A 20,636-nucleotide genomic window follows, 5' to 3' on the forward strand; every position below is an offset into this window, starting at 1 on the left:
GAAAGCACTACTCAGAATGTCGACGCGGTGTGATTCTGATGATCACGCTGGGCAACCCAATGCTCGATCAGGTCGCGCAGTTGCGACAGCTCGACCGGTTTGGCCATGTGCCCGTCCATGCCCGCCTGGCGCGCGCGCTCTTTGTGTTCGGCGAGGATGTGTGCGGTCAACGCCACCACGGGGGTGCGAATCCGCTGATTGCCGACTTCCCAGGCACGCAGTTGCTGGGTGGCGGAGAAACCGTCGAGGATCGGCATTTCACAGTCCATCAGCACCAGGTCGTAGCGCTGCGCTTTCATCGCCACCAGGGCTTCTTCGCCATTGCTGGCGGTGTCCGGTTGCAGGTTGAGCTTGCCCAGCATGCCGCGTATCACCTTGGTCGAGATGCTGTTGTCTTCGGCCACCAGAATGCGGAAATCGCTGGGCACCTTGACCGGAAGGGTAGGGCCGGTGGGCAGGTGCTGCGAGACGGGCAGGCCTTTGTTGCGCTGGTTCAGCTCGTCCGCCAGTGTGGTCTTGAGTGTATAGCCGGCTACCGGTTTGGCGAGAATGCGCTTGATCCCGGAGTTGCGCGCGATGATCTTGCTCGGGGCGTTGCTGATGCCGGTGAGCATGATCAGCAGAATGTCATGGTTCAGGCTCGGGTCTTCCTTGATCTTGGCGGCCAGTTGCATGCCGGTCATGCCGGGCATGTTCTGGTCCAGCAGGACGACGTCGAAGTAATCGCGCAGATGGGCCTTGGTGCGCAGCAGCGCCAGGGCCTCCTTGCCGGATGGCACGGCGCTGACATTCAGGCCCCAGGCGCTGCATTGCTGCACCAGTACCTTGCGACAAGTGTCGTTGTCGTCCACGACCAGTACGCGCGCGCCTTGCAATGGGCTGTCCAGGTCCGAGGTCGGATGTTCGAGACGGTCCGGGTCCAGCGGCAGAGTCAGCCACAATGTGCTGCCCTGGTTGGCGCCGCTCTTGATGCCGAACTCGCCTTGCATCAAACGGATCAGTTGACGGGCGATGACCAGCCCAAGATTGCCCCCCAGGCTGGTGGCCGAGAGGAAGTGTTTGCTGTGCAGTTCGGCATGCATCAGCGCGTCGCGTTCTTGCGCCTCCATGGGCTGGCCGCTGTCCTGCACGGCGATGCGCAACCGCGGTTTGGCGCTGCGCTCATCCAGGGCGACGACGATCAGGATCTCGCCTTCGTCGGTTTTCTTCAGGGCGTTTTCCAGCAGGCTCAGCAGGGTCTGGCGCAGACGTGTCGGGTCTCCGCTGATGACGCGTGGTACCTGCGGCTGGATAAAGCTGATCAGCTCGACGTTCTGCTGTTCGGCCTTGGCGCGGAAGATGCTCAGGCAATCTTCGATCAGGGCGTTGAGGTCGAACTGCACGTCGTCCAGTTCGATCTGCCCGGACTCGAGTTTGGAGATGTCGAGAATTTCGTTGATCAGTGTCAGCAGCTCGTTGCCGGCGCTATGGATGGTCTGCACATAGTCACGTTGCTTGACCGACAGCGGTGTGCCCAGCAGCAGTTCGGTCATGCCCAGCACGCCATTCATCGGGGTGCGGATTTCATGGCTGATCTTCGCCAGGAATTCGGCTTTGGCGTTGATCTCGGCGTTGCTCGCGGCCAGGTCGCGACTGACGCTGAAACGGTCTTCGGTGATGCTGCGCTGTCGCTCGCCCAGGGCAATACTCATCAACAGGCCACTGATACAGATAAACACCAGCAGAATAATGATCAGGCCTTGCGGAGCGACAAGGGTCAGCCCCTGCAGCGCCGGCAGGATAATCAATGTGCCGAGGTTGAATATCACCATGGCCGCCACGAACAGGCGCGCCGGGCGATAACCTTTTTGCCAGTGATGGGCACTGACGAACAACATGCTCAGACCTGCCAGGGCAACCAGCCCATAGGTGATCAGGTTCAGCGGCAGTGTATTGACGAACAGCAACAGCAGGCCGCAAGCCACGATGACCAGGATGTCCCCCAGCAGCAGCTTGTTCAGCGGGTGTGGGCCGAGCGGGGCGAAGAAACGGTAGGCGAACATCAGACCGCAAGGCGCGGTCATCAGTAAGGCGAGGTAGGCACCGGGTGTTTGCACGGCAGACCAGTTCGGCAACCATGGCCGGGCCAGGTTCAGCAGCAACACCAGACTGAGCATCAATAGCCCTTCGCACGCTGCCAGCCAGAGGCTGCTGCGCGAGCGGGTGTAGATGTAACGGGTCAGGTTATGCAGGATCAGCATCCCGAGGCAGCCAAAGAGCAGGCCGTAGATCAGCGTCTGGTACTGAATGGCCGCGGTCATGACCGCCGATTGCAGGGTGATGTAAGGCCGCAACTGGTGTTCGGAGACCAGCCGCAGGTAGACGTCGAGAGTTTTGTCGCTTTGTGGCAGCGGCAACATGAAGTCGCTGCTGGGGAGGGGGCGCGTAGCCTGGAGCTGCCCGCCACCGGTATTCAATTGATCGATCAACTGGTCGCCGTCGAGCACATACAGATTGAGGTGCGACAGGTCCGGTGCGAACACTCGCAGCAACTGTTCATGCTTGCCGGGCGCGAGTCTGAAACGCAGCCATAGCGCACCCTCGGGCGCGGCCGCGGTGAGGCGGTCGAGTTCGATGGGGCTGAATTGATTGGTGTAGCGGCTGGAGCGGATGTCGCTCAGCTGCAGGTCGCCCTGTTCGTCGAGCAATACCGCCCAGCCACTGCCTTGCGCGGCCTGGGCCGGAAGCATGCAGAGCAAGGTCAGCAGAGTGACGGTGAAGCCTATGGCAATCCTGAGCCAGCGCACGGCGAAATCCCTTCGTAGGTTGATGCCAGAGTATAACTATGCGCGGCGCCGGAATAGTCAGGCAAGGGCCGTAAGCCCTTGCCTGGCCGGATGGATGGCTTATTCCTGATTTTCGCCACGCTCGCGGGCAATGGCGCGGTAGCCAATGTCCTTGCGATAGAAGCAGCCTTCCCAGTCGATTTTAGCCGCCAGTTTGTAAGCCTGCTGCTGGGCTGCATCGACGCTGGTGCCCATGGCGGTAGCGCACAGCACTCGACCACCGGCGGTCACCACTTGACCGTCCTTGAGCGCAGTACCGGCATGGAAGACTTTGCCTTCCAGTGCTGCAGCTGCATCGAGGCCGTTGATGGCAACGCCTTTAGCGTAGTCACCAGGATAGTCGCCCGCCGCCAGCACGATGCCGACGCTCGGACGCGGATCCCATTGTGCTTCGACCTTGTCCAGGGCTTGTGCCAGCGCCGCTTCGACCAGCAACACCAGGCTCGACTGCAAACGCAGCATCACCGGTTGGGTCTCAGGGTCGCCGAAACGGCAGTTGAATTCGATGACTTTTGGGTTACCAGCTTTGTCGATCATCAGGCCGGCATAGAGAAAGCCGGTGTAGACGTTACCTTCATCGGCCATGCCACGCACGGTCGGCCAGATCACCAGGTCCATGACCCGCTGATGGACTTCGGCCGTGACGACCGGGGCCGGGGAGTAAGCGCCCATGCCGCCGGTGTTCGGGCCGGTATCGCCGTCGCCGACGCGTTTGTGGTCCTGGCTGGTGGCCATCGGCAATACGTTCTTGCCGTCGACCATAACGATGAAGCTGGCTTCTTCGCCGTCCAGGAACTCTTCGATCACCACGCGAGAACCGGCGTCGCCAAACGCGTTGCCTGCGAGCATGTCGCGCACCGCGTCTTCGGCTTCGCCCAGGGTCATGGCGACGATCACGCCTTTACCGGCGGCCAGGCCATCGGCCTTGATCACGATCGGTGCGCCTTTTTCACGCACGTAAGCCAGGGCCGGCTCGATCTCGGTGAAGTTCTGGTAGTCGGCAGTCGGGATCTTGTGACGAGCCAGGAAGTCCTTGGTGAAGGCTTTCGAACCTTCCAGCTGAGCAGCGCCAGCGGTCGGGCCGAAGCAATCCAGGCCACGGGAGCGGAACAGATCGACGACACCGGCGACCAGCGGCACTTCCGGGCCGACGATGGTCAGGGAAGCGTTCTTCTGCGCGAAATCTGCAAGCTGCTCGAGGGCGAGCACGTCGATGGCGACGTTCTCGCACTTGGCTTCAATGGCGGTGCCGGCGTTGCCCGGGGCAACGAAAACTTTCTGCACGCGCGGATCCTGAGCCACTTTCCAGGCCAGGGCGTGTTCACGGCCACCGCTGCCAATGATCAAAACATTCATTTCAAAAACCTCGGATGACGCTAATTCTGTGGAGGCAGCCTGAGCTGCCTGGCTAACGGTACGCGGCATCCGCCACTGCACCAAACCTGTAGGAGCGAGGCTTGCCCGCGAAGGGAACGCCTCGGTGCGTCAGCCAGACCGAGGTGAGGCCTTCGCGGGCGAGCCTCGCTCCTACAAGAGCAAAATCAGTGACGGAAGTGGCGCATGCCGGTGAACACCATGGCGATGCCGGCTTCATCAGCGGCCGCAATCACTTCGTTGTCACGCATCGAGCCGCCCGGCTGGATCACCGCAGTGATGCCGACCTTGGCCGCGTTGTCGATACCGTCACGGAACGGGAAGAATGCATCCGACGCCATGACCGCGCCCTGCACCTGCAAGCCTGCGTGTTCAGCCTTGATCGCGGCAATACGCGCGGAGTTCACGCGGCTCATCTGGCCAGCGCCGACACCGATGGTCTGACGGTTCTTGGCGTAGACAATGGCGTTGGACTTAACGTATTTGGCGACTTTCCAGGCAAAGATCAGGTCGTGGATCTCTTGCTCGGTCGGGGCGCGTTTGGTCACGACTTTCAAGTCGTCGGCACCGATCATGCCGATGTCGCGGCTCTGTACCAGCAGGCCACCGTTGACGCGTTTGTAGTCCCACGCAGCGGCGCGATCAGCCGACCACTCGCCGCAAGCCAGCAGGCGCACGTTGGCTTTGGCAGCCACGATGGCACGAGCTTCTTCGCTGACGGACGGGGCGATGATCACTTCGACGAACTGACGCTCGACGATGGCCTTGGCGGTTTCAGCATCCAGCTCGCGGTTGAAGGCGATGATGCCGCCGAACGCCGACTCGGTGTCGGTGGCGTAGGCCAGTTCGTAAGCCTGACGGATACCGCCTTCGGCGTCCGGGCTAACCGCCACGCCGCACGGGTTGGCGTGCTTGACGATCACGCAGGCTGGTTTGACGAAACTCTTCACGCATTCCAGCGCGGCGTCGGTGTCGGCCACGTTGTTGTACGACAGCTCTTTGCCTTGCAGTTGGGTCGCGGTGGCGATGCCAACTTCGGCGGGCTTGGCTTCCACGTAGAACGCCGCGCTCTGGTGCGGGTTCTCGCCGTAGCGCATTTCCTGGGCCTTGATGAACTGGCTGTTGAAGGTGCGCGGGAATTTGCTGCGACCTTCGGTGCTGAGGGTGTCAGCCGCCTGGTTCACGGTGCCCATGTAGTTGGCGATCATGCCGTCGTAGGCGGCGGTGTGTTCGAAGGCCTTGAGCATCAGGTCGAAACGCTGAGCGTAGGTCAGGCCGCCGGCCTTGAGGCTTTCCAGGACGTTGGCGTAATCGCTGGCATTCACCACGATGGCCACGTCTTTGTGGTTCTTGGCTGCCGAACGGACCATGGTCGGGCCGCCGATGTCGATGTTTTCGATGGCGGTCGGCAGGTCGCAGCCTGGCTTGTTGATGGTGGCTTCGAACGGGTACAGGTTGACCGCGACCAGATCGATCGGCTTGATGCCGTGCTCGTTCATGATGGCGTCGTCGATACCGCGACGACCGAGGATCCCGCCGTGGATTTTCGGGTGCAGGGTTTTCACCCGACCGTCCATCATTTCTGCGAAACCGGTGTAATCCGCGACTTCCACTGCGCCAACACCGTTGTCGCGCAGCAGCTTGAACGTTCCGCCGGTGGAGAGGATCTCGACGCCCAGGGCTTCAAGCTCTTTGGCGAATTCGAGGATCCCGGTCTTGTCGGAAACGCTGATCAAGGCGCGGCGGATCGGCAGGCGGGTAGTCTGGTCGGTCATTTCAATTTCCATCAAAAGCAAAGGAGTCAGCAAAAAAGGCGACCGGTTTTACGCGGGCGCCTTTCTGGTTTGATTGAATGCTTACAGCAAATCGTACTGCTTGAGTTTCTTGCGCAGGGTGCCCCGGTTCAGCCCGAGCAGCTCGCTGGCCTTGGTCTGGTTGCCCTTGACGTAGTTCATTACGCATTCGAGCAGGGGAGCCTCGACTTCGGAAAGCACCAGGTTGTACACATCCGTGACGGCAGCGCCCTCAAGGTGGGCGAAATAATTGTGCAGCGCCTTCTCGACACTCCCGCGAAGGGTCTGACCTTCTTCGCTCGGCGTATTGAGGTGCTGTTTCAAATTCACGTTGTCGCTCACGGGTGTTGTTCCACTCACTAAAGTCTCGGTCATCATCGTCATGCAGCCACCCCTTCTCCGTCCCCTGTCAGGCTCTTGTAGCGTTCGGCGAAGAAGGCCCGAACGTAGGCGCATTGTGCTTCCGTCTCTTGCAAACGATTGAAGTGGGCGCGGAACTCCCTGGCGCCCGGCAAGGTTGCGAGATACCAGCCCACATGCTTGCGAGCTATGCGCACGCCCATGACGTCGCCATAGAAGGCATGCAGCGCAGCCAGATGCTCAAGCAGAATACGTTCCACCTCGATCAGTTCCGGTGCCGGGAGTTTTTCGCCGGTACGCAGGTAATGGTCGATTTCACGAAAAATCCATGGCTGCCCCTGGGCAGCCCGACCCACCAACAGGCCATCGGCACCGGTCGCGTCCAGCACGTACCGGGCCTTCTCGGGCGAATCGATATCGCCATTGGCGAAGACCGGAATCGACACTGCCTGCTTGATCGCGGCAATGGTGTCGTACTCGGCTTCCCCGGTATACAGATCGGCACGGGTGCGGCCATGCACCGCCAGCGCCGTAATGCCTGCCTGTTCGGCGATCTTCGCCACGGTCAGGCCGTTTTTGTTCGCCCGGTCCCAGCCGGTGCGGATCTTCAGGGTGACCGGCACATCGACCGCGGCCACCACGGCCTGCAGGATCTCGGTCACCAATGCTTCATCTTTCAACAGGGCGGAGCCGGCGGCCTTGTTGCAGACCTTCTTCGCCGGACAGCCCATGTTGATATCAATAATCTGTGCGCCCAGTTCGACGTTGGCCCGGGCTGCATCCGCCAGCATCTGCGCATCACCACCGGCGATCTGTACCGAGCGGGGCTCGGGATCGCCTTCGTGGATCATGCGCATCCGCGATTTGCGGGTGTTCCACAAGCTCATGTCGCTGGTGACCATTTCCGAGACTACAAGGCCCGCGCCCAGTCGTTTGCACAGCTGACGAAAGGGCTGATCGGTGACGCCCGCCATGGGGGCGAGAATCAAGCCGTTGTGCAATGTATATGGACCGATGCGTACCGCCGACATAGGACTTCCCTGTAGTGGGGCCGGATCATGAGAGTTCGAAAAAGGGTTGGCATGATACCCGCTCTCGATGACTGGATAAAGGCTGAATTGAACAAAATCTGAACAGTTATTCCGTTATCGCCAGCGGTTTGGTTGAGCCGTCAAAGTCAGAAAACTGCCGTCAAGCCTGTAACGCTTGAACGTTTCACTCGGGGGAATGGAAGCTCAGGCTGTAGTTCACCGCTTTGGGGCCGGGATCGAGAATGTCCAGCGCGATGTGGATCGGCGTTTGCGGCGGCATTTCCGCCAGGCCTTCGAGGTCGCCGTTGAGGTACTCGCCGGGCTTGAAGCGACGACTGGCGATCAGGTGGCCGTTGAGGTCGGCAAAGCGCAGTTCCAGTAGCGGGAAGGGCTGGGAGAAGGGCGCACGGTTGTAGATGATGGCATCGACCACTAGGGCGCCGTTGAAGTCCGGGTGGCTGCGGACCACCAGGTTACTGCTTTTGACTTTCGCGATGTCGACCTTGGATGGCACGGTGCAGCCGATGTGCGGGCACAGTTGCTGGAACCATGGACGGTACTGGTCCTGACGTGCCAGTTCGTCGAAGTGGTAAGCGACATATTGACCGGCGAGGCCGGCGGCGCCGAGCAGGATCAGCAACAGCCAGAAAAAGCGCCGGCCCCAGGGGGAGCGACGTTTTTGCCAATCCAGTTGCAACGGGTCGTCAGTCAGATCCTCGAATGCTTCCGCCCGCAGGGCTGGTTCGCTGCGTTCGCGCCGCTTGCGCAGAGGCTCGACCGAGGGCAGGTCGTTGTCGACTTCATCGGGAGTCGCCGACAGGTTGCCAAAGGGGATCGGGGCGTCGAGCGGGTCGTGCAGGCGCAGCTGTTGGATCTCGGGTTCGTCGTCCAGTTCGGCGGGCTCCAGCGACAGCGAAGGCTCGGTGCGCGAGTGTTTGTTCGGCTCGATCGTCGGTTCTGGCGTGGGTGCCTCGGCGGTTTTTGCACGATCGGCGGCCGATTCACTGAAGAGGCTGTCGGACCAGGGATCCTGATCGGGCTCGGTGGTATCGCGGCGAGCGCTGAGGCTGTCTTCGCGGGGCCGGGTGAATTCCGTTGTTGGCTGGATTTCCCGCTGTTCGAGCCGGGCGAGCTCTTCGTCCAGGTCCAGGCTGTCCAGGTCCATTTCGGCAGCGGTCCATTGCTTTTGGCTGATGGCTCGCTGCACGGGCGGTTCGACGGGCGCCGGTGCAACCGGTTTGACCGTTTCCTTGCCGGCCCGCTGCTCGAGTAACTGCTTGGCGGCGTTGAACACCTGCAAGCACGAGCCGCAACGAACCACTCCACGGGCCACGCTCAACTGAGCATGGCTGACGCGGAAGCTGGTTTGGCAATGCGGGCACTGGGTGACGAAGCTGTCGGTCATGCGGCAATCCGGTTTATGCAGGCGCTCATTCTAGCGCCGACGGCCAGTAATGCGTACCCAGCCGTCGCGATTGGCAATCGGGTCCAGATCAAAGTCCTGGGCGTAGGCCGCAGCGACTTCCTCACCTTGTTCGGCGAGGATGCCCGACAATGCCAAACGACCGCCTGGCTTGACCAGGCTGGACAGTTGCGGCGCCAGCGAAACCAGCGGGCCGGCAAGAATGTTGGCGACCAGCACGTCGGCCTGAACCTGTGGCAGGTCTTGCGGCAGATACAGCGGGAAGTGTTCGTCAGCAATGTTGTTGCGCCCGGCATTGTCGCGGGAGGCTTCCAGCGCCTGCACGTCGATGTCGGTGCCGACGGCTTGCTTGGCGCCCAGCAACAGCGCGGCAATCGCCAGAATCCCCGAGCCGCAACCGAAGTCGAGCACATTGCAATTTTTCAGGTCCTGACCGTCGAGCCATTCCAGGCACAGCGCGGTGGTCGGGTGAGTGCCAGTGCCGAACGCCAGGCCCGGATCCAGCAGCAGGTTCACCGCGTCCGGCTCAGGCGCGGCGTGCCAGCTCGGGACGATCCACAGGCGCTGGCCGAAACGCATCGGCTGGAAACCGTCCATCCAGCTGCGTTCCCAGTCCTGGTCTTCGATGACTTCGCTGTGATGCTCGGGCAGCGGGCTGCCGGTCAGCAGCTCGAGATGGGCCAGCACGCTGGCGGCTTCGGTGCCGCCTTCGAACAGCGCCAGCAGGTGCGTGTGCGACCACAGCGGGGTGGTATTGAGTTCCGGCTCGAAAATCGGCTGATCTTCGGCGTCCATGAAAGTCACCGACACGGCGCCCACTTCAAGGAAAGCGTCTTCGTAGGTTTCGGCTTGTTCTGGGCTGATGGCGAGACGGACTTGCAGCCAAGGCATGGCGGGCACCTTTGAAAAATATTGATTGCAGCCTGGCGGGCTGCGAGAAGCGCGCAAGTTTACGCGAGCGCGAGGCAGAAGACGACCGGGTAGCCACGCATCGGGAGTCATCCAATACCTGTGGCGAGGGAGCTTGCTCCCGCTGGAGCGCGAAGCGGTCCCAAAATGGCCGAGCCGGATCTGTCTGATACCGCGCAGTTGAATGGTCTTGCGGTCGCTACGCAACCGAGCGGGAGCAAGCTCCCTCGCCACAAGGGTTTTGCGTGCAGCAATCCCCAGAAACAACAAAGCCGCTCGAAAGCGGCTTTGTCGGTATGGATCACAGCTTAATGCTTTTCGCCAGCCAGCTTGTGCTCGAGGTAGTGAATGTTCACACCACCTTTGCAGAAACCAGCATCACGGACCAGATCGCGGTGCAGCGGGATGTTGGTCTTGATCCCGTCGACAACGATTTCGTCCAGCGCATTGCGCATCCGCGCCATGGCTTCGTCACGGGTTGCGCCGTAGGTGATCAGCTTGCCGATCAACGAATCGTAGTTCGGCGGAACGGCATAGCCACTGTACAGGTGCGAATCGACGCGAACGCCGTTGCCGCCTGGAGCGTGGAAATGCTTGACCGTGCCTGGGCTAGGCATGAAGGTTTTCGGGTCTTCGGCGTTGATCCGGCATTCCAGCGCGTGGCCGCGGATAACGACGTCATTCTGGGTGTACGACAACTTGTTGCCAGCGGCGATGCTGAGCATCTCCTTGACGATGTCGATGCCGGTGACCATTTCCGAAACCGGGTGCTCTACCTGGACACGAGTATTCATCTCGATGAAGTAGAAGTGGCCGTTTTCGTACAGGAACTCGAACGTGCCAGCGCCACGGTAGCCAATGTCGATACAAGCCCTGACACAGCGTGCGAGGACTTCCTCGCGCGCGTTCTCGTCGATGCCCGGTGCCGGCGCTTCTTCGAGAACCTTCTGGTGGCGACGTTGCAGCGAGCAATCGCGGTCACCCAGATGAATCGCATGGCCCTGGCCATCGGAAAGCACCTGAACTTCCACGTGACGTGGGTTGGTCAGGAATTTTTCCAGATAGACCATCGGGTTGCCGAACGCTGCGCCCGCTTCGGAGCGGGTCAGTTTCGCCGAGGAGATCAGGTCTTCTTCCTTGTGAACTACGCGCATGCCGCGACCACCACCGCCGCCAGCGGCTTTGATGATCACCGGATAACCGACTTCGCGACCGATGCGCAGAGCGGTTTCTTCGTCTTCAGGCAGTGGGCCGTCGGAACCCGGAACGGTTGGAACGCCGGCAGCGATCATGGCGTGCTTGGCCGATACCTTGTCGCCCATCAGGCGGATGGTCTCGGCTTTCGGGCCAATGAAGGCGAAGCCGGAGTTCTCGACCTGTTCGGCAAAGTCGGCGTTTTCCGCAAGGAAACCGTAGCCTGGGTGGATGGCGGTAGCGCCAGTCACTTCAGCGGCGGCGATGATGGCCGGGATGTGCAGGTAAGAGTGCGCGGCCGAGGCCGGACCGATGCAGACGGATTCGTCTGCCAGGCCCAGGTGCATCAGCTCTTTGTCGGCCTTGGAGTAAACGGCGACAGTCTTGATGCCCATCTCTTTGCAGGCACGCAGAATCCGCAGGGCAATCTCACCGCGGTTGGCGATCAGAACTTTTTCCAACTTCGCAGTCATCAAAGTTTCTCCGCGGTTCAAACGATGGTGAACAGCGGTTGGTCGTACTCAACCGGCTGGCCGTCTTCGACGAGGATGGATTCGATCACACCGCTGGCTTCAGCTTCGATGTGGTTCATCATCTTCATGGCTTCGACGATGCACAGAGTGTCGCCTTTCTTCACGGTCTGGCCGACTTCAACGAAGGACGGCGAGGACGGCGAAGATTTGCGATAGAAAGTGCCGACCATCGGCGAACGGGCAACGTTGCCGTTCAGCACAGGCGCGGCCGGAGCTGCAGGAGCAGCGGCAGCAACCGGGGCAGCAGCGGCGACAGGCGCCGGCGCCGGAGCATGCATAGGAGCGGGAGCGTAGTACTGCTGAGCCGGCGTCTTGCTGTGACGGCTGATGCGTACGGACTCTTCGCCTTCCTTGATCTCGAGCTCGTCGATACCGGACTCTTCCAGCAATTCGATCAGTTTCTTAACTTTACGGATATCCATGAATCATCAACTCCCAAGGGTCGGTCAGGGGCGTTTAACGCTTGTTGTTCAAGCCGTTGCCTGTCTTTCAAGCTGCTCTAGTGCGGCCTCCAGGGCCAGTCGATAACCGCTGGCGCCAAGGCCGCAGATCACTCCCACCGCAACGTCGGAGAAGTAAGAGTGATGGCGGAAAGGTTCGCGTTTGTGCACGTTAGACAAATGCACTTCGATGAATGGGATGCTCACTGCCAGCAGCGCGTCACGTAATGCGACACTTGTATGTGTAAAAGCTGCTGGATTGATCAGAATGAAGTCCACACCTTCGCCGCGAGCAGCGTGGATGCGATCGATCAATTCATACTCGGCGTTGCTTTGCAGGTAGAGCAAATGGTGGCCGGCATTGCGCGCCCGCTGTTCCAGATCCTGATTGATCTGCGCCAGTGTCGTAGCACCATAGACGCCCGGTTCCCGGGTGCCGAGCAGGTTCAGGTTGGGGCCGTGTAAAACCAATAGGGTCGCCATCTGCTGCTCCTTTGTCATCTGTGTGCAATTGTCAGAACCCGGCGACTATGCCGCAAAGCCTTTGTGACTGTCCAGTTCTATGCAATAGCCAGCACGATGGCCGATGTTTACGAGAAATATGTGACCGGGTCATTAAATCTGGTCATTTGCTTTCGCAACACGTTCGGCGAAGTTCTTCGCGCTGATCTCACCGATCACCCGCACATCGGCACGTTCTACCCCATCTTTGCCAAAAAACATCAGCGCCGGAGGACCGAACAGCTTGTAGCGGTCGAGCAGGGCGCGTTGTTCGGCGTTGCTGGCGGTGATGTCGAAACGGATCAATCGATAGCCTTTGAGGCGTTCGACGACAGTGGCATCGTTGAGAACTTCGTGTTCGATGACTTTGCAGCTGATGCACCAGTCGGCGTACCAGTCGAGCAGCAGCGGCGTACCGGAGGATTTGGCTTCGGCGAGGACGCGGTCCAATTCGGCTGGAGTGGTAATGGTTTGCCAGTTGCCGACGATTTGCGGTTGACTGTTGCTCGCGACATTACGCGGTTGACCAATGGGGTTGAACGGATCGGTTTGGCCGCTGAAGGCGCCGTACCAACAGGCCAGGGCATAAAACAGCAGGAACATCCCGAGCAATTGCCCCAGGCGTTTTCTCGGCGGTTTATAGACGAATTCCAGAGCGCCCATGAACAACCCGACGCCACCGGCGAGCAAGCCGATCAACAGCAAGGTGATCTGGCCCGGCAATACCCGACTGAGCAAAGCAATCGCCAGCCCCAGCAGGAGCACCCCAATCGCGTTTTTCACGTAGATCAGCCACGGACCGCTTTTCGGCAGCCAGGCCGCGCCACCGGTCGCCACCAGCAACAGCGGCGCGCCCATGCCCAGGCCGAGCATGAACAGTTTCAAGCCGCCGCCCAGAGCGTCGCCGCTGGCGCTGATGTACAGCAGCGCGCCGGCCAGTGGCGCCGATACACACGGCGAAACCAGCAGGCTCGACACCACGCCCAGCACCGCCGCGCCCCACAACGAACCACCCTCGGCACGTCCGGCAATCCGGTCCAGGCGGCTGCTGATGGCGTGGGGCAGTTTCAGTTCGAAGACGCCAAACATGGCCAGGGCAAATACCGCGAAAAACATCGCGAACGGCACCAGCACCCAGGCCGATTGCAAGCGTGCCTGAAGATTGAGCTGCGCGCCGAACATTCCCATCAAGGCACCGAGCAGGGCGAAACAGACAGCCATCGGCAGTACGTAAGCCAGCGACAGATTAAAGCCGCGTAACCCACCGACCTGCCCACGAAGAACCACCCCGGAGAGGATCGGCAGCATTGGCAGCACGCAGGGGGTGAAGGTCAGGCCAACACCTGCGAGGAAAAACAACGCCAGTTCGCGCCAGCTCCAGGATGTGGTCGCGGCGCCGCTGCCATCAATACTCAGGCGTTCGGTCTCGGGCGGGTAACACAGGCCTTTGTCGGCACAGCCCTGATAGGTCACGGCCAGCGTAAAGGCGCGGGAATCGGTGCGCGGCAGTTCTATATCGAGAATGCCGTGGTAAACCTCGACATCGCCGAAGAACTCATCGTGCTTTTGTTCGCCCTTGGGCAGTTGCGCCGCGCCGAGACCAATGTCGGCCGGGTCGGCGCGAAACTGGAAGCGATGGCGATAGAGGTAGTAACCCTCGGTGGCAACGAAGCGCAGCTTGATTGATAGTGGCGTACTTTCTACCAGGCTCAACTTAAAGGCTTCGCGCACCGGCAGGAAATCAGCGCTGTTGTTGATCGAACCCAGCGTGGAACTGGGCCGACTGTCCAGCAACCCGGCGGCAGAGGCCGGCAGGGCGAGCACTAAAAACAGCAGGCAGAGCAAACGGCGCATGACAATCTCGCGTATCGAAAGTGTGGGCATGATAGCGGACAGCGAGGCGTGTTGCCTCGTAACCCCATCCTGTAGGAGCGAGGCTTGCCCGCGAAGAACGATAATGCGGTTTAACAGGGGACTGTGTAATTGTTCTTCGCGGGCAAGCCTCGCTCCTACGGGAACGGGGCGGTTTGTCAGACGCGGAAGGCTTGGACTGCTGTGTGCAACCGTCCACCCAGCACTAACAAATTCTCCCCTTGCTCACGCCCCTCGCCAATGCGCAGTAAGTTATCCCCACCCAATTGGTGAATCCGCTCACTGTGATCGCGGATTTCGCTGACAGCGCCGCTCTGCTGGGCAGTGACATCGGCGATGCGCACGGCGGTGTCGGAAATGGTCTGGATCGCCCCGACGATTTTATCCAGCGCCCCGTCAGCTGCCTGAGCCTGATTGGCCGTGGCTTCGGCATGTTCGACCTGAGCACGCATGCCTTCGACTGATTGCCGCGCGGCGGTTTGCAGGCCGGCGATCAGCGTCTGGATCTCGGCCGTGGCCCCGGCAGTACGTTGCGCCAGTGAGCGAACCTCTTCGGCGACTACCGCAAACCCTCGGCCCATCTCCCCGGCGCGGGCCGCTTCGATGGCGGCATTCAGGGCCAGCAGGTTGGTTTGGTCGGCTATCGAGCGGATCACCGTCAGCACACCGCCGATGGTCGCTGACTCCTCGGCCAGATGTTCGATCATCTGCGCGTTGCCTTGCACTTCATCCACCAGCGCATGCAGCCCGGTGAGGCTCAGGCCGATCACTTTCTGACCGTGTTCCACCGCCAGTCCGGCATGGCGGCTGGCGTCGGCAGCCTGGCTGGCATCACCGGCGACTTGTTGAATCGTCGCCTCGAGTTCACCAAGAGAGTCGCGGATCAACGCGGTGTCGCCAGCCTGATGCTCGGCGCTGCTGTGCAGGTCATTGCTCAATTCGGCCAACGTTCGGCTGCTGCCGGCGACTTGCTCGGCGTTGAGGCGAATGGTGCCTACCAGGTCGACCAGATAGGCGCGCAAGCGATTGAGCGAGGCTTGAATGTCAAGCAGTTCGCGGTTGGTCGCGCCCAGTTGAATGTCGCGGCTGAAGTCACCTTCGGCCCAGGTCGACAGCGCCGGGGCAAGGTTTGTCAGGGTTCGGGCCAGACGTCGCTGCAAGGTATCGATGAGCAATGCGATCAGCAGAATCAGCCCGATCATCACCCCTTGCATCAGCCGCACTTCGCTCTGGATCTGCCCGTGCTGGGCGCGCACCACCGGTTCCAGCCCGGCGATGGACTGCTGCACGGCGGCGATTTTCAGATGAGTCGCGGTGCTGAGGTCAGCGCGTTTCTGGATCTGTTCGCGAGTGCGCGCCAGTTCCGAAGGGTAGCGGGTGAGCAGGCTGTTGAGTTCGCGCTTGAGACCGACGCCGGCATCTTCAGCGACGGCTTTCTCGGTGTTATCCAAACCCATCATCGCGGCGAAATCATCGGTGTTCGATTCAGTGCTGGCGATCACACCAAGCAGCGGTAAAGCGTCCAGTTGCTCGGCTTGAGTGCGGATGTTGGCGACTTCGCGTTCGACATCGGTGGCCAGTTCGCTGCGACCACTGCTGACCAATTTGTCCCGAGCCAGAGACAGTTTGCCCAAGTGCTGGGACGCAGTGAGCAAGGGCGTCAAATATGCCGCGTTGCCGCTGGCGTATTGGCTGAGCTGATCGAGGCTGGCACCGAGTTCGCGTTCGGCTTGCAGCAGCAGTGCTTGCGGGTCGCCAGCGAGTTTGCCGGCGGCCAGCAGGTCGGTTTTGCTGAATTCAGCCAAATTCGACAGGCTGGGGCGCAAGGTCTGGGCCAATGTCGGTGGCAACTCATCGAGCTCCTTTTGCAAGGCGTCGAGGGCCTGGCTGGCGTTGCTCAGGCGCAGGGCATTGCCGCTGGCCAGGTAATCCTCGACGTTGCGCGCCACTTCATTTTGAAACTGCTGAGACAGGCCCAGATAACGCTCCATCAACAGATAGGGGCGTTCCAGGGCTTTTTGCGACCACCAGAGCGTGGCGCCAAGGGCCACACAAACGGCAACCAGAAGGAGGGTATTGAGATTGGTCAACAGCTTCAGGCGCATCATGGTCTACCAACGGCAGAATGGTAAGTGCCTGAAGTTATTGCGTTTCTGTTACAGAGTTATGACCAAATGGGTCGATTCCGATGAAAAAGTGGCACTTTGCTTTGACTCCCGCGCGGCTTGTACGCGGTTACGTCCGGCGTTCTTCGCACGGTACAGCGCTTCGTCCGCCTGGCTGGCCATCAGCAGGCTGTCAGAGTCTTCGCGCAGTTCGACGACGCCGGCGCTGAAAGTGCACCAAAGGTCTTGAGGTTGAGCGGGGTAGTGAATTTCGGAGAAGCGCTGACGGATTTCATCGAGCACCTTGTAGGCCGATTCGATATCTGTGTCCGGCATGACGATGGCGAATTCTTCACCGCCGTAGCGACCGATGAAGTCGGTCTTGCGCAACCGTTGCTTGAGAAACAGCGCCAGGCTCTTGATCACGCGGTCGCCCATGGGGTGGCCGTGGCTGTCGTTTACCCGTTTGAAGTGGTCAATGTCGAGCATCGCAAAACTCAGTGGCTTGTTTTCGCGGCGGGCGCGGAACGAACAGTCTTCGAGCAATTGCAGAATGTGGGTGTGGTTGTACAAACCGGTCAGGCTGTCGCGCACCATCCGCGCTTTCAGATTGCGCGCCCGCGCCGCGCGGTTGCGCACGGTAGTGATCAGGTGTCGTGGCTTGATCGGCTTGGTCAGGAAGTCGTCGCCGCCCTCGCTCATGGCGTCGAGCTGCTTGTCCAGGTCGTCTTCGGCCGACAGATAAATGATCGGCACGCTGACATAGCGGTCGTTATGGCGGATCACCTTGGCCAGTTCGGTACCGGTGCAGGCCGGCATATACATGTCGAGGATGATCAGGTCCGGCTGGAAATCCGCCAGTTCGGCCATGGCCTGGATCGGTTCGATCAAGGTCCGCGTGACGATCCCGGCGCTGTTGAGCAGACGTTCGGTATGTAATGCCTGAGCGCGGGAGTCGTCGATGATCAGCACTTTATAAGGTTCGTACTGGGCGACGCAGGTCAGGACTTCGATTTTTTCCAGCAGGCTCGAGGCTTCAAGAGTGCCGGTGAGAAATTCCTGGCCGCCGGCACGCACGGCGGCGAGGCGGGTCGGAGTATCGGTTTCGTGCAGGCTGAAAAACAACAGCGGCAAGGGCTGATCGAGGCCTTCCTGGGCTTCGGCCGCCAGTTTCAGGCCGATGCCGGCGCCACTGAAATCGACGTCCATGACAATCGCCGCCGGTAGACGCTCGACCATCGAGGAGCGGAACGCGGCGACACTGTCGAGGGATTGAGCGCTGAGCCCGAAAAATTCAAGTTGCTTGGCCAGCCGCTCGGCCCGGTCGTGATCCTGCAGCATCACGTAGATCGGCTTGCGCAGCGGCGGCAGGAAGGTTTGTTCGAGCTGATCGCCATGACGCAAGCCGGTGCGGGACAGGCGCTGCATCAGACGATTGAGGTCAGTGATCAGTCCGCTACTCAGGCGTCCGCGATTGGCATCGACCGCTTCCAGCGACTGGCCGATGTGGCGCGCCAGCTGGGTGTGTTCCGGTTGCTCGAAACGTTCGGCAAAACGCAGCAGGCGCAGATTGGCTTCACTCAGTTCCGACAAGTCGCTGGTGGACCATTCGTTGCGTTGCAGGCGTTGCCATATCTCAAGAATTTGACGTGCCTGATGAATTACCCGCTGGGCAAAGTGGTGCTTGAGGCGCTCACGGCTGGGGTCTTCTGGCTCGGTCATATCCTGACTACTAGTTAGGGTGCATGCTGAGATCGACTGGTGGCTCTATGCTAGCACCTCTTTTCGATTGCATGAGTGTCGTACGTCAATAATCTGCAAAGCGACTTCATTCAGTTTATGACCGACTGGTCGCATAGGCTCAACGCTGTGCTTCATCTATAGTGGCAGCTCGATCGCGGTCATTATGTGGCTCGCTGTGTCTCGCAGGATTTAATGCGCGGCAAATGACGCACGATGGCGTAGGGTTGTGGTCGAACCGATGAACTCAAGTGATTGAAAGGATACCGCCATGCTGGACTGGAAGAACCGCACAGGCAGCGCGCCTGAGCGTGCCGCTGAACCGAAATCGGCCACCCGCAGTTATTTTGGCGGCCTGCTGTTCAGCCGGGCGCTGGCTACTCTGATTGTTCTTTACCTGTTGGTGGCGATCGCGCTGGGCTGGTACTGGAGCCAGGAGCCGGCGCTGTTCCCGGTTCAGCAGAATGCCCAAGTGGCGGCCGAGAAAGAAGGCAAGCAGATGGTCGTTGGGTACACCACGGTGGAAACCCTCAAGACCGTCGCCGGCACCTTGCTGACCAAACCGGGTGGCTATATTTCCAACGACCGTTTCCCGCCGGGCCTGTGGATGGACAACATGCCGAGCTGGGAATATGGCGTGCTGGTCCAGGTCCGTGACCTGAGTCGTGCGCTGCGTAAAGACTTCGCCCGTTCCCAGTCGCAGTCCGCCGAAGACGCTGACCTGGCCAAGGCCGAGCCGCGTTTCAACTTCGACAACAAAAGCTGGGTGCTGCCCTCCAGTGAATCCGAGTACCAGGAAGGCATCAACTCCCTGAGCCGTTATCAGGCGCGTCTGTCGGGGCCTGACCAGAAAAGTGCGCTGTTCTATGCCCGCGCCGACAACCTGAACAACTGGCTGGGTGATGTCGGAACCCGTCTGGGTTCGCTGTCGCAACGGCTGTCGGCCAGTGTTGGCCGGGTCAAGCTCAACACTGCGCTGAAAACCGAAGTGCCGGCGCTCGGTCAGGTGCCACAGGTTGACGAAGAAGTCGTCGAAACCCCGTGGCTGCAGATCGATAACGTGTTCTACGAAGCCCGCGGTCAGGCGTGGGCGTTGTCCCACCTGCTGCGTGCCATCGAAGTCGATTTCGCCGATGTGCTGGCGAAGAAGAACGCCACGGTCAGCGTGCGTCAGATCATTCGTGAGCTGGAAGCCTCGCAAGAGCCGGTCTGGAGCCCGATGATCCTCAACGGCAGCGGCTTCGGTGTGTTGGCCAATCACTCGCTGGTCATGGCCAACTACATTTCTCGGGCCAACGCCGCGGTGATCGATTTGCGTCAACTGCTCAATCAGGGCTGAGTCATGGCCGATAACTTGGTCGATAGCATGCGGGAGGCCGCCCATCGCGCGGCTTCCGATGCCGAACAAATCGCCTGGGTCGACGAGCAGGACAACCTGCTCGGCGCTCTGGTCCGCTCCGACCTGCGCGAACGCGAGCTGATCGGGCGCGGCACCTACATCATGCTGTTCAATTCTGCCGGTGAGCTGTGCGTACACCGGCGCACCCTGAGCAAAGCGATATACCCCGGTTACTGGGACGTGGCGGCCGGCGGCATGGTGTTGGCCACCGAGACTTACGCCGAATCGGCGGCCCGTGAGCTGGAAGAGGAATTGGGCGTGAGCGGTGTGGAACTGACCGCCCATGATCACTTTTTCTTCGAGGACACCGGCAATCGACTCTGGTGTTCGGCGTTTTCGGCGGTATGGGACGGCCCGTTGATCCTGCAGCCGGAAGAAGTGCTTGAAGCGCGCTTCATGCCGATCGATCAGGTCCTGCTGGAAATCACGCAGAAGCCTTATTGCCCGGACTCTCTGGCGGCCTTGCAGCGCTATCTTCGGGCCCAAGGGAATAACGTCGCAAAAGAGCTATAAATTGGCGCCGATTGGCTCTTAGCAAGTCGGCTTTTTGCCGTTACACTGCGCGACCTTTTCAAACTGAACCGGGGGTGTTGTAACGGTTCAGTAGCGCTGCCCCTGCCTGAGTGGGGCTTCGCGGTCGATGGCACCCTCCCGGGTTGCCGCGACCAGTCTTTGTCCTCCCAAGAGGATTGCCGGTGGCCAAAAAAGCCGCATCCTTCGCCGCCCTTGGTGGCCTGGTATTTTCCACCGACGCAGGTCGTCATTGCCCGGATTGCAGTAAACCGGTGGATGCCTGCATCTGCAAACAGACCGTTATCCTGGCTGGCGACGGCATTGCTCGCGTGCGTCGCGAAAGCAAGGGTCGTGGCGGCAAGACGGTGACCACCATCACTGGCGTGCCGTTGGCCGAAGAGGCGCTGAAAGATCTGGCCACGACGTTGAAAAAACGTTGCGGGACCGGTGGGGCGTTGAAAGACGGAATCATCGAAATCCAGGGTGATCATGTCGAGCTACTCTTGGCCGAGCTGATCAAACACGGTTTCAAAGCGAAGAAGTCCGGCGGCTAGCAGCCTCTGTGAAAACCACCCTCGGCTTGATCCGGTCCCGATTCAACTCTGGCCTGGCGTCGTCTACATG

General features: G+C 60.4%; 16 protein-coding genes. 3 read left to right on the forward strand and 13 right to left on the reverse strand.

The window, feature by feature from the left end; all coding sequences use genetic code 11:
* Positions 1-11 precede the first annotated feature (11 nt).
* From ACYZT2_RS04425 to gcbA, 13 genes are all read right to left on the reverse strand, one after another.
* Positions 12-2,786: a hybrid sensor histidine kinase/response regulator gene (locus tag ACYZT2_RS04425; protein ID WP_461970458.1), complete on the reverse strand. Its 2,775-nt coding sequence runs from the start codon at positions 2,784-2,786 to the stop codon at positions 12-14.
* 99 nt (positions 2,787-2,885) lie between these two features.
* Positions 2,886-4,181, reverse strand: coding sequence for a phosphoribosylamine--glycine ligase (gene purD, locus ACYZT2_RS04430; protein WP_461970460.1), 1,296 nt, complete (start codon positions 4,179-4,181; stop codon positions 2,886-2,888).
* A gap of 185 nt (positions 4,182-4,366) precedes the next feature.
* A complete protein-coding gene (purH, locus tag ACYZT2_RS04435; RefSeq protein WP_461970462.1) occupies positions 4,367-5,974 on the reverse strand; it encodes a bifunctional phosphoribosylaminoimidazolecarboxamide formyltransferase/IMP cyclohydrolase in 1,608 nt (535 codons plus the stop codon).
* A gap of 81 nt (positions 5,975-6,055) precedes the next feature.
* Positions 6,056-6,376, reverse strand: a complete 321-nt coding sequence (fis, locus tag ACYZT2_RS04440; protein WP_007907419.1) for a DNA-binding transcriptional regulator Fis — start codon at positions 6,374-6,376, stop codon at positions 6,056-6,058.
* A complete protein-coding gene (gene dusB / locus ACYZT2_RS04445; RefSeq protein ID WP_367374022.1) occupies positions 6,373-7,383 on the reverse strand; it encodes a tRNA dihydrouridine synthase DusB in 1,011 nt (336 codons plus the stop codon). Before dusB ends, fis begins: the two co-directional genes overlap by 4 nt.
* 184 nt (positions 7,384-7,567) lie before the next feature.
* A complete protein-coding gene (locus ACYZT2_RS04450; protein WP_461970465.1) occupies positions 7,568-8,788 on the reverse strand; it encodes a DUF3426 domain-containing protein in 1,221 nt (406 codons plus the stop codon).
* A gap of 30 nt (positions 8,789-8,818) precedes the next feature.
* Positions 8,819-9,697 carry a 50S ribosomal protein L11 methyltransferase gene (gene prmA / locus ACYZT2_RS04455; RefSeq protein ID WP_461970467.1) on the reverse strand — a complete coding sequence of 293 codons (879 nt, stop codon included), beginning with the start codon at positions 9,695-9,697 and terminating at the stop codon, positions 8,819-8,821.
* Positions 9,698-10,023: 326 nt separating this feature from the next.
* Positions 10,024-11,382, reverse strand: a complete 1,359-nt coding sequence (gene accC / locus ACYZT2_RS04460) for an acetyl-CoA carboxylase biotin carboxylase subunit (RefSeq protein ID WP_461970469.1) — start codon at positions 11,380-11,382, stop codon at positions 10,024-10,026.
* Positions 11,383-11,399: 17 nt separating this feature from the next.
* Positions 11,400-11,864, reverse strand: coding sequence for an acetyl-CoA carboxylase biotin carboxyl carrier protein (gene accB, locus ACYZT2_RS04465; protein ID WP_253552104.1), 465 nt, complete (start codon positions 11,862-11,864; stop codon positions 11,400-11,402).
* Between the two features lie 48 nt (positions 11,865-11,912).
* Positions 11,913-12,365, reverse strand: coding sequence for a type II 3-dehydroquinate dehydratase (gene aroQ, locus ACYZT2_RS04470; protein ID WP_007937215.1), 453 nt, complete (start codon positions 12,363-12,365; stop codon positions 11,913-11,915).
* 132 nt (positions 12,366-12,497) lie between these two features.
* Positions 12,498-14,237, reverse strand: coding sequence for a protein-disulfide reductase DsbD (locus ACYZT2_RS04475; RefSeq protein WP_461970472.1), 1,740 nt, complete (start codon positions 14,235-14,237; stop codon positions 12,498-12,500).
* A 176-nt stretch (positions 14,238-14,413) separates the two neighbouring features.
* Positions 14,414-16,363, reverse strand: a complete 1,950-nt coding sequence (locus ACYZT2_RS04480; RefSeq protein WP_461970474.1) for a methyl-accepting chemotaxis protein — start codon at positions 16,361-16,363, stop codon at positions 14,414-14,416.
* Between the two features lie 48 nt (positions 16,364-16,411).
* Positions 16,412-18,082: a diguanylate cyclase GcbA gene (gene gcbA, locus ACYZT2_RS04485; protein ID WP_461970476.1), complete on the reverse strand. Its 1,671-nt coding sequence runs from the start codon at positions 18,080-18,082 to the stop codon at positions 16,412-16,414.
* Positions 18,083-18,371: 289 nt separating this feature from the next.
* Here gcbA and ACYZT2_RS04490 point away from each other — a divergent pair, with 289 nt between their 5' ends.
* The 3 genes from ACYZT2_RS04490 (at position 18,372) to ACYZT2_RS04500 (ending at position 20,566) form a co-directional block, all read left to right on the forward strand.
* Positions 18,372-19,439, forward strand: a complete 1,068-nt coding sequence (locus ACYZT2_RS04490; protein ID WP_008011254.1) for a DUF2333 family protein — start codon at positions 18,372-18,374, stop codon at positions 19,437-19,439.
* Between the two features lie 15 nt (positions 19,440-19,454).
* The gene (locus tag ACYZT2_RS04495) at positions 19,455-20,012 is read left to right on the forward strand and encodes an NUDIX hydrolase (protein WP_461972987.1); all 558 of its coding nucleotides are present in this window, start codon (positions 19,455-19,457) and stop codon (positions 20,010-20,012) included.
* 182 nt (positions 20,013-20,194) lie between these two features.
* Positions 20,195-20,566, forward strand: a complete 372-nt coding sequence (locus tag ACYZT2_RS04500; protein WP_461970478.1) for a translation initiation factor Sui1 — start codon at positions 20,195-20,197, stop codon at positions 20,564-20,566.
* Positions 20,567-20,636 lie beyond the last annotated feature (70 nt).

The sequence above is a fragment of the Pseudomonas sp. MDT1-85 genome (genome assembly GCF_054898065.1).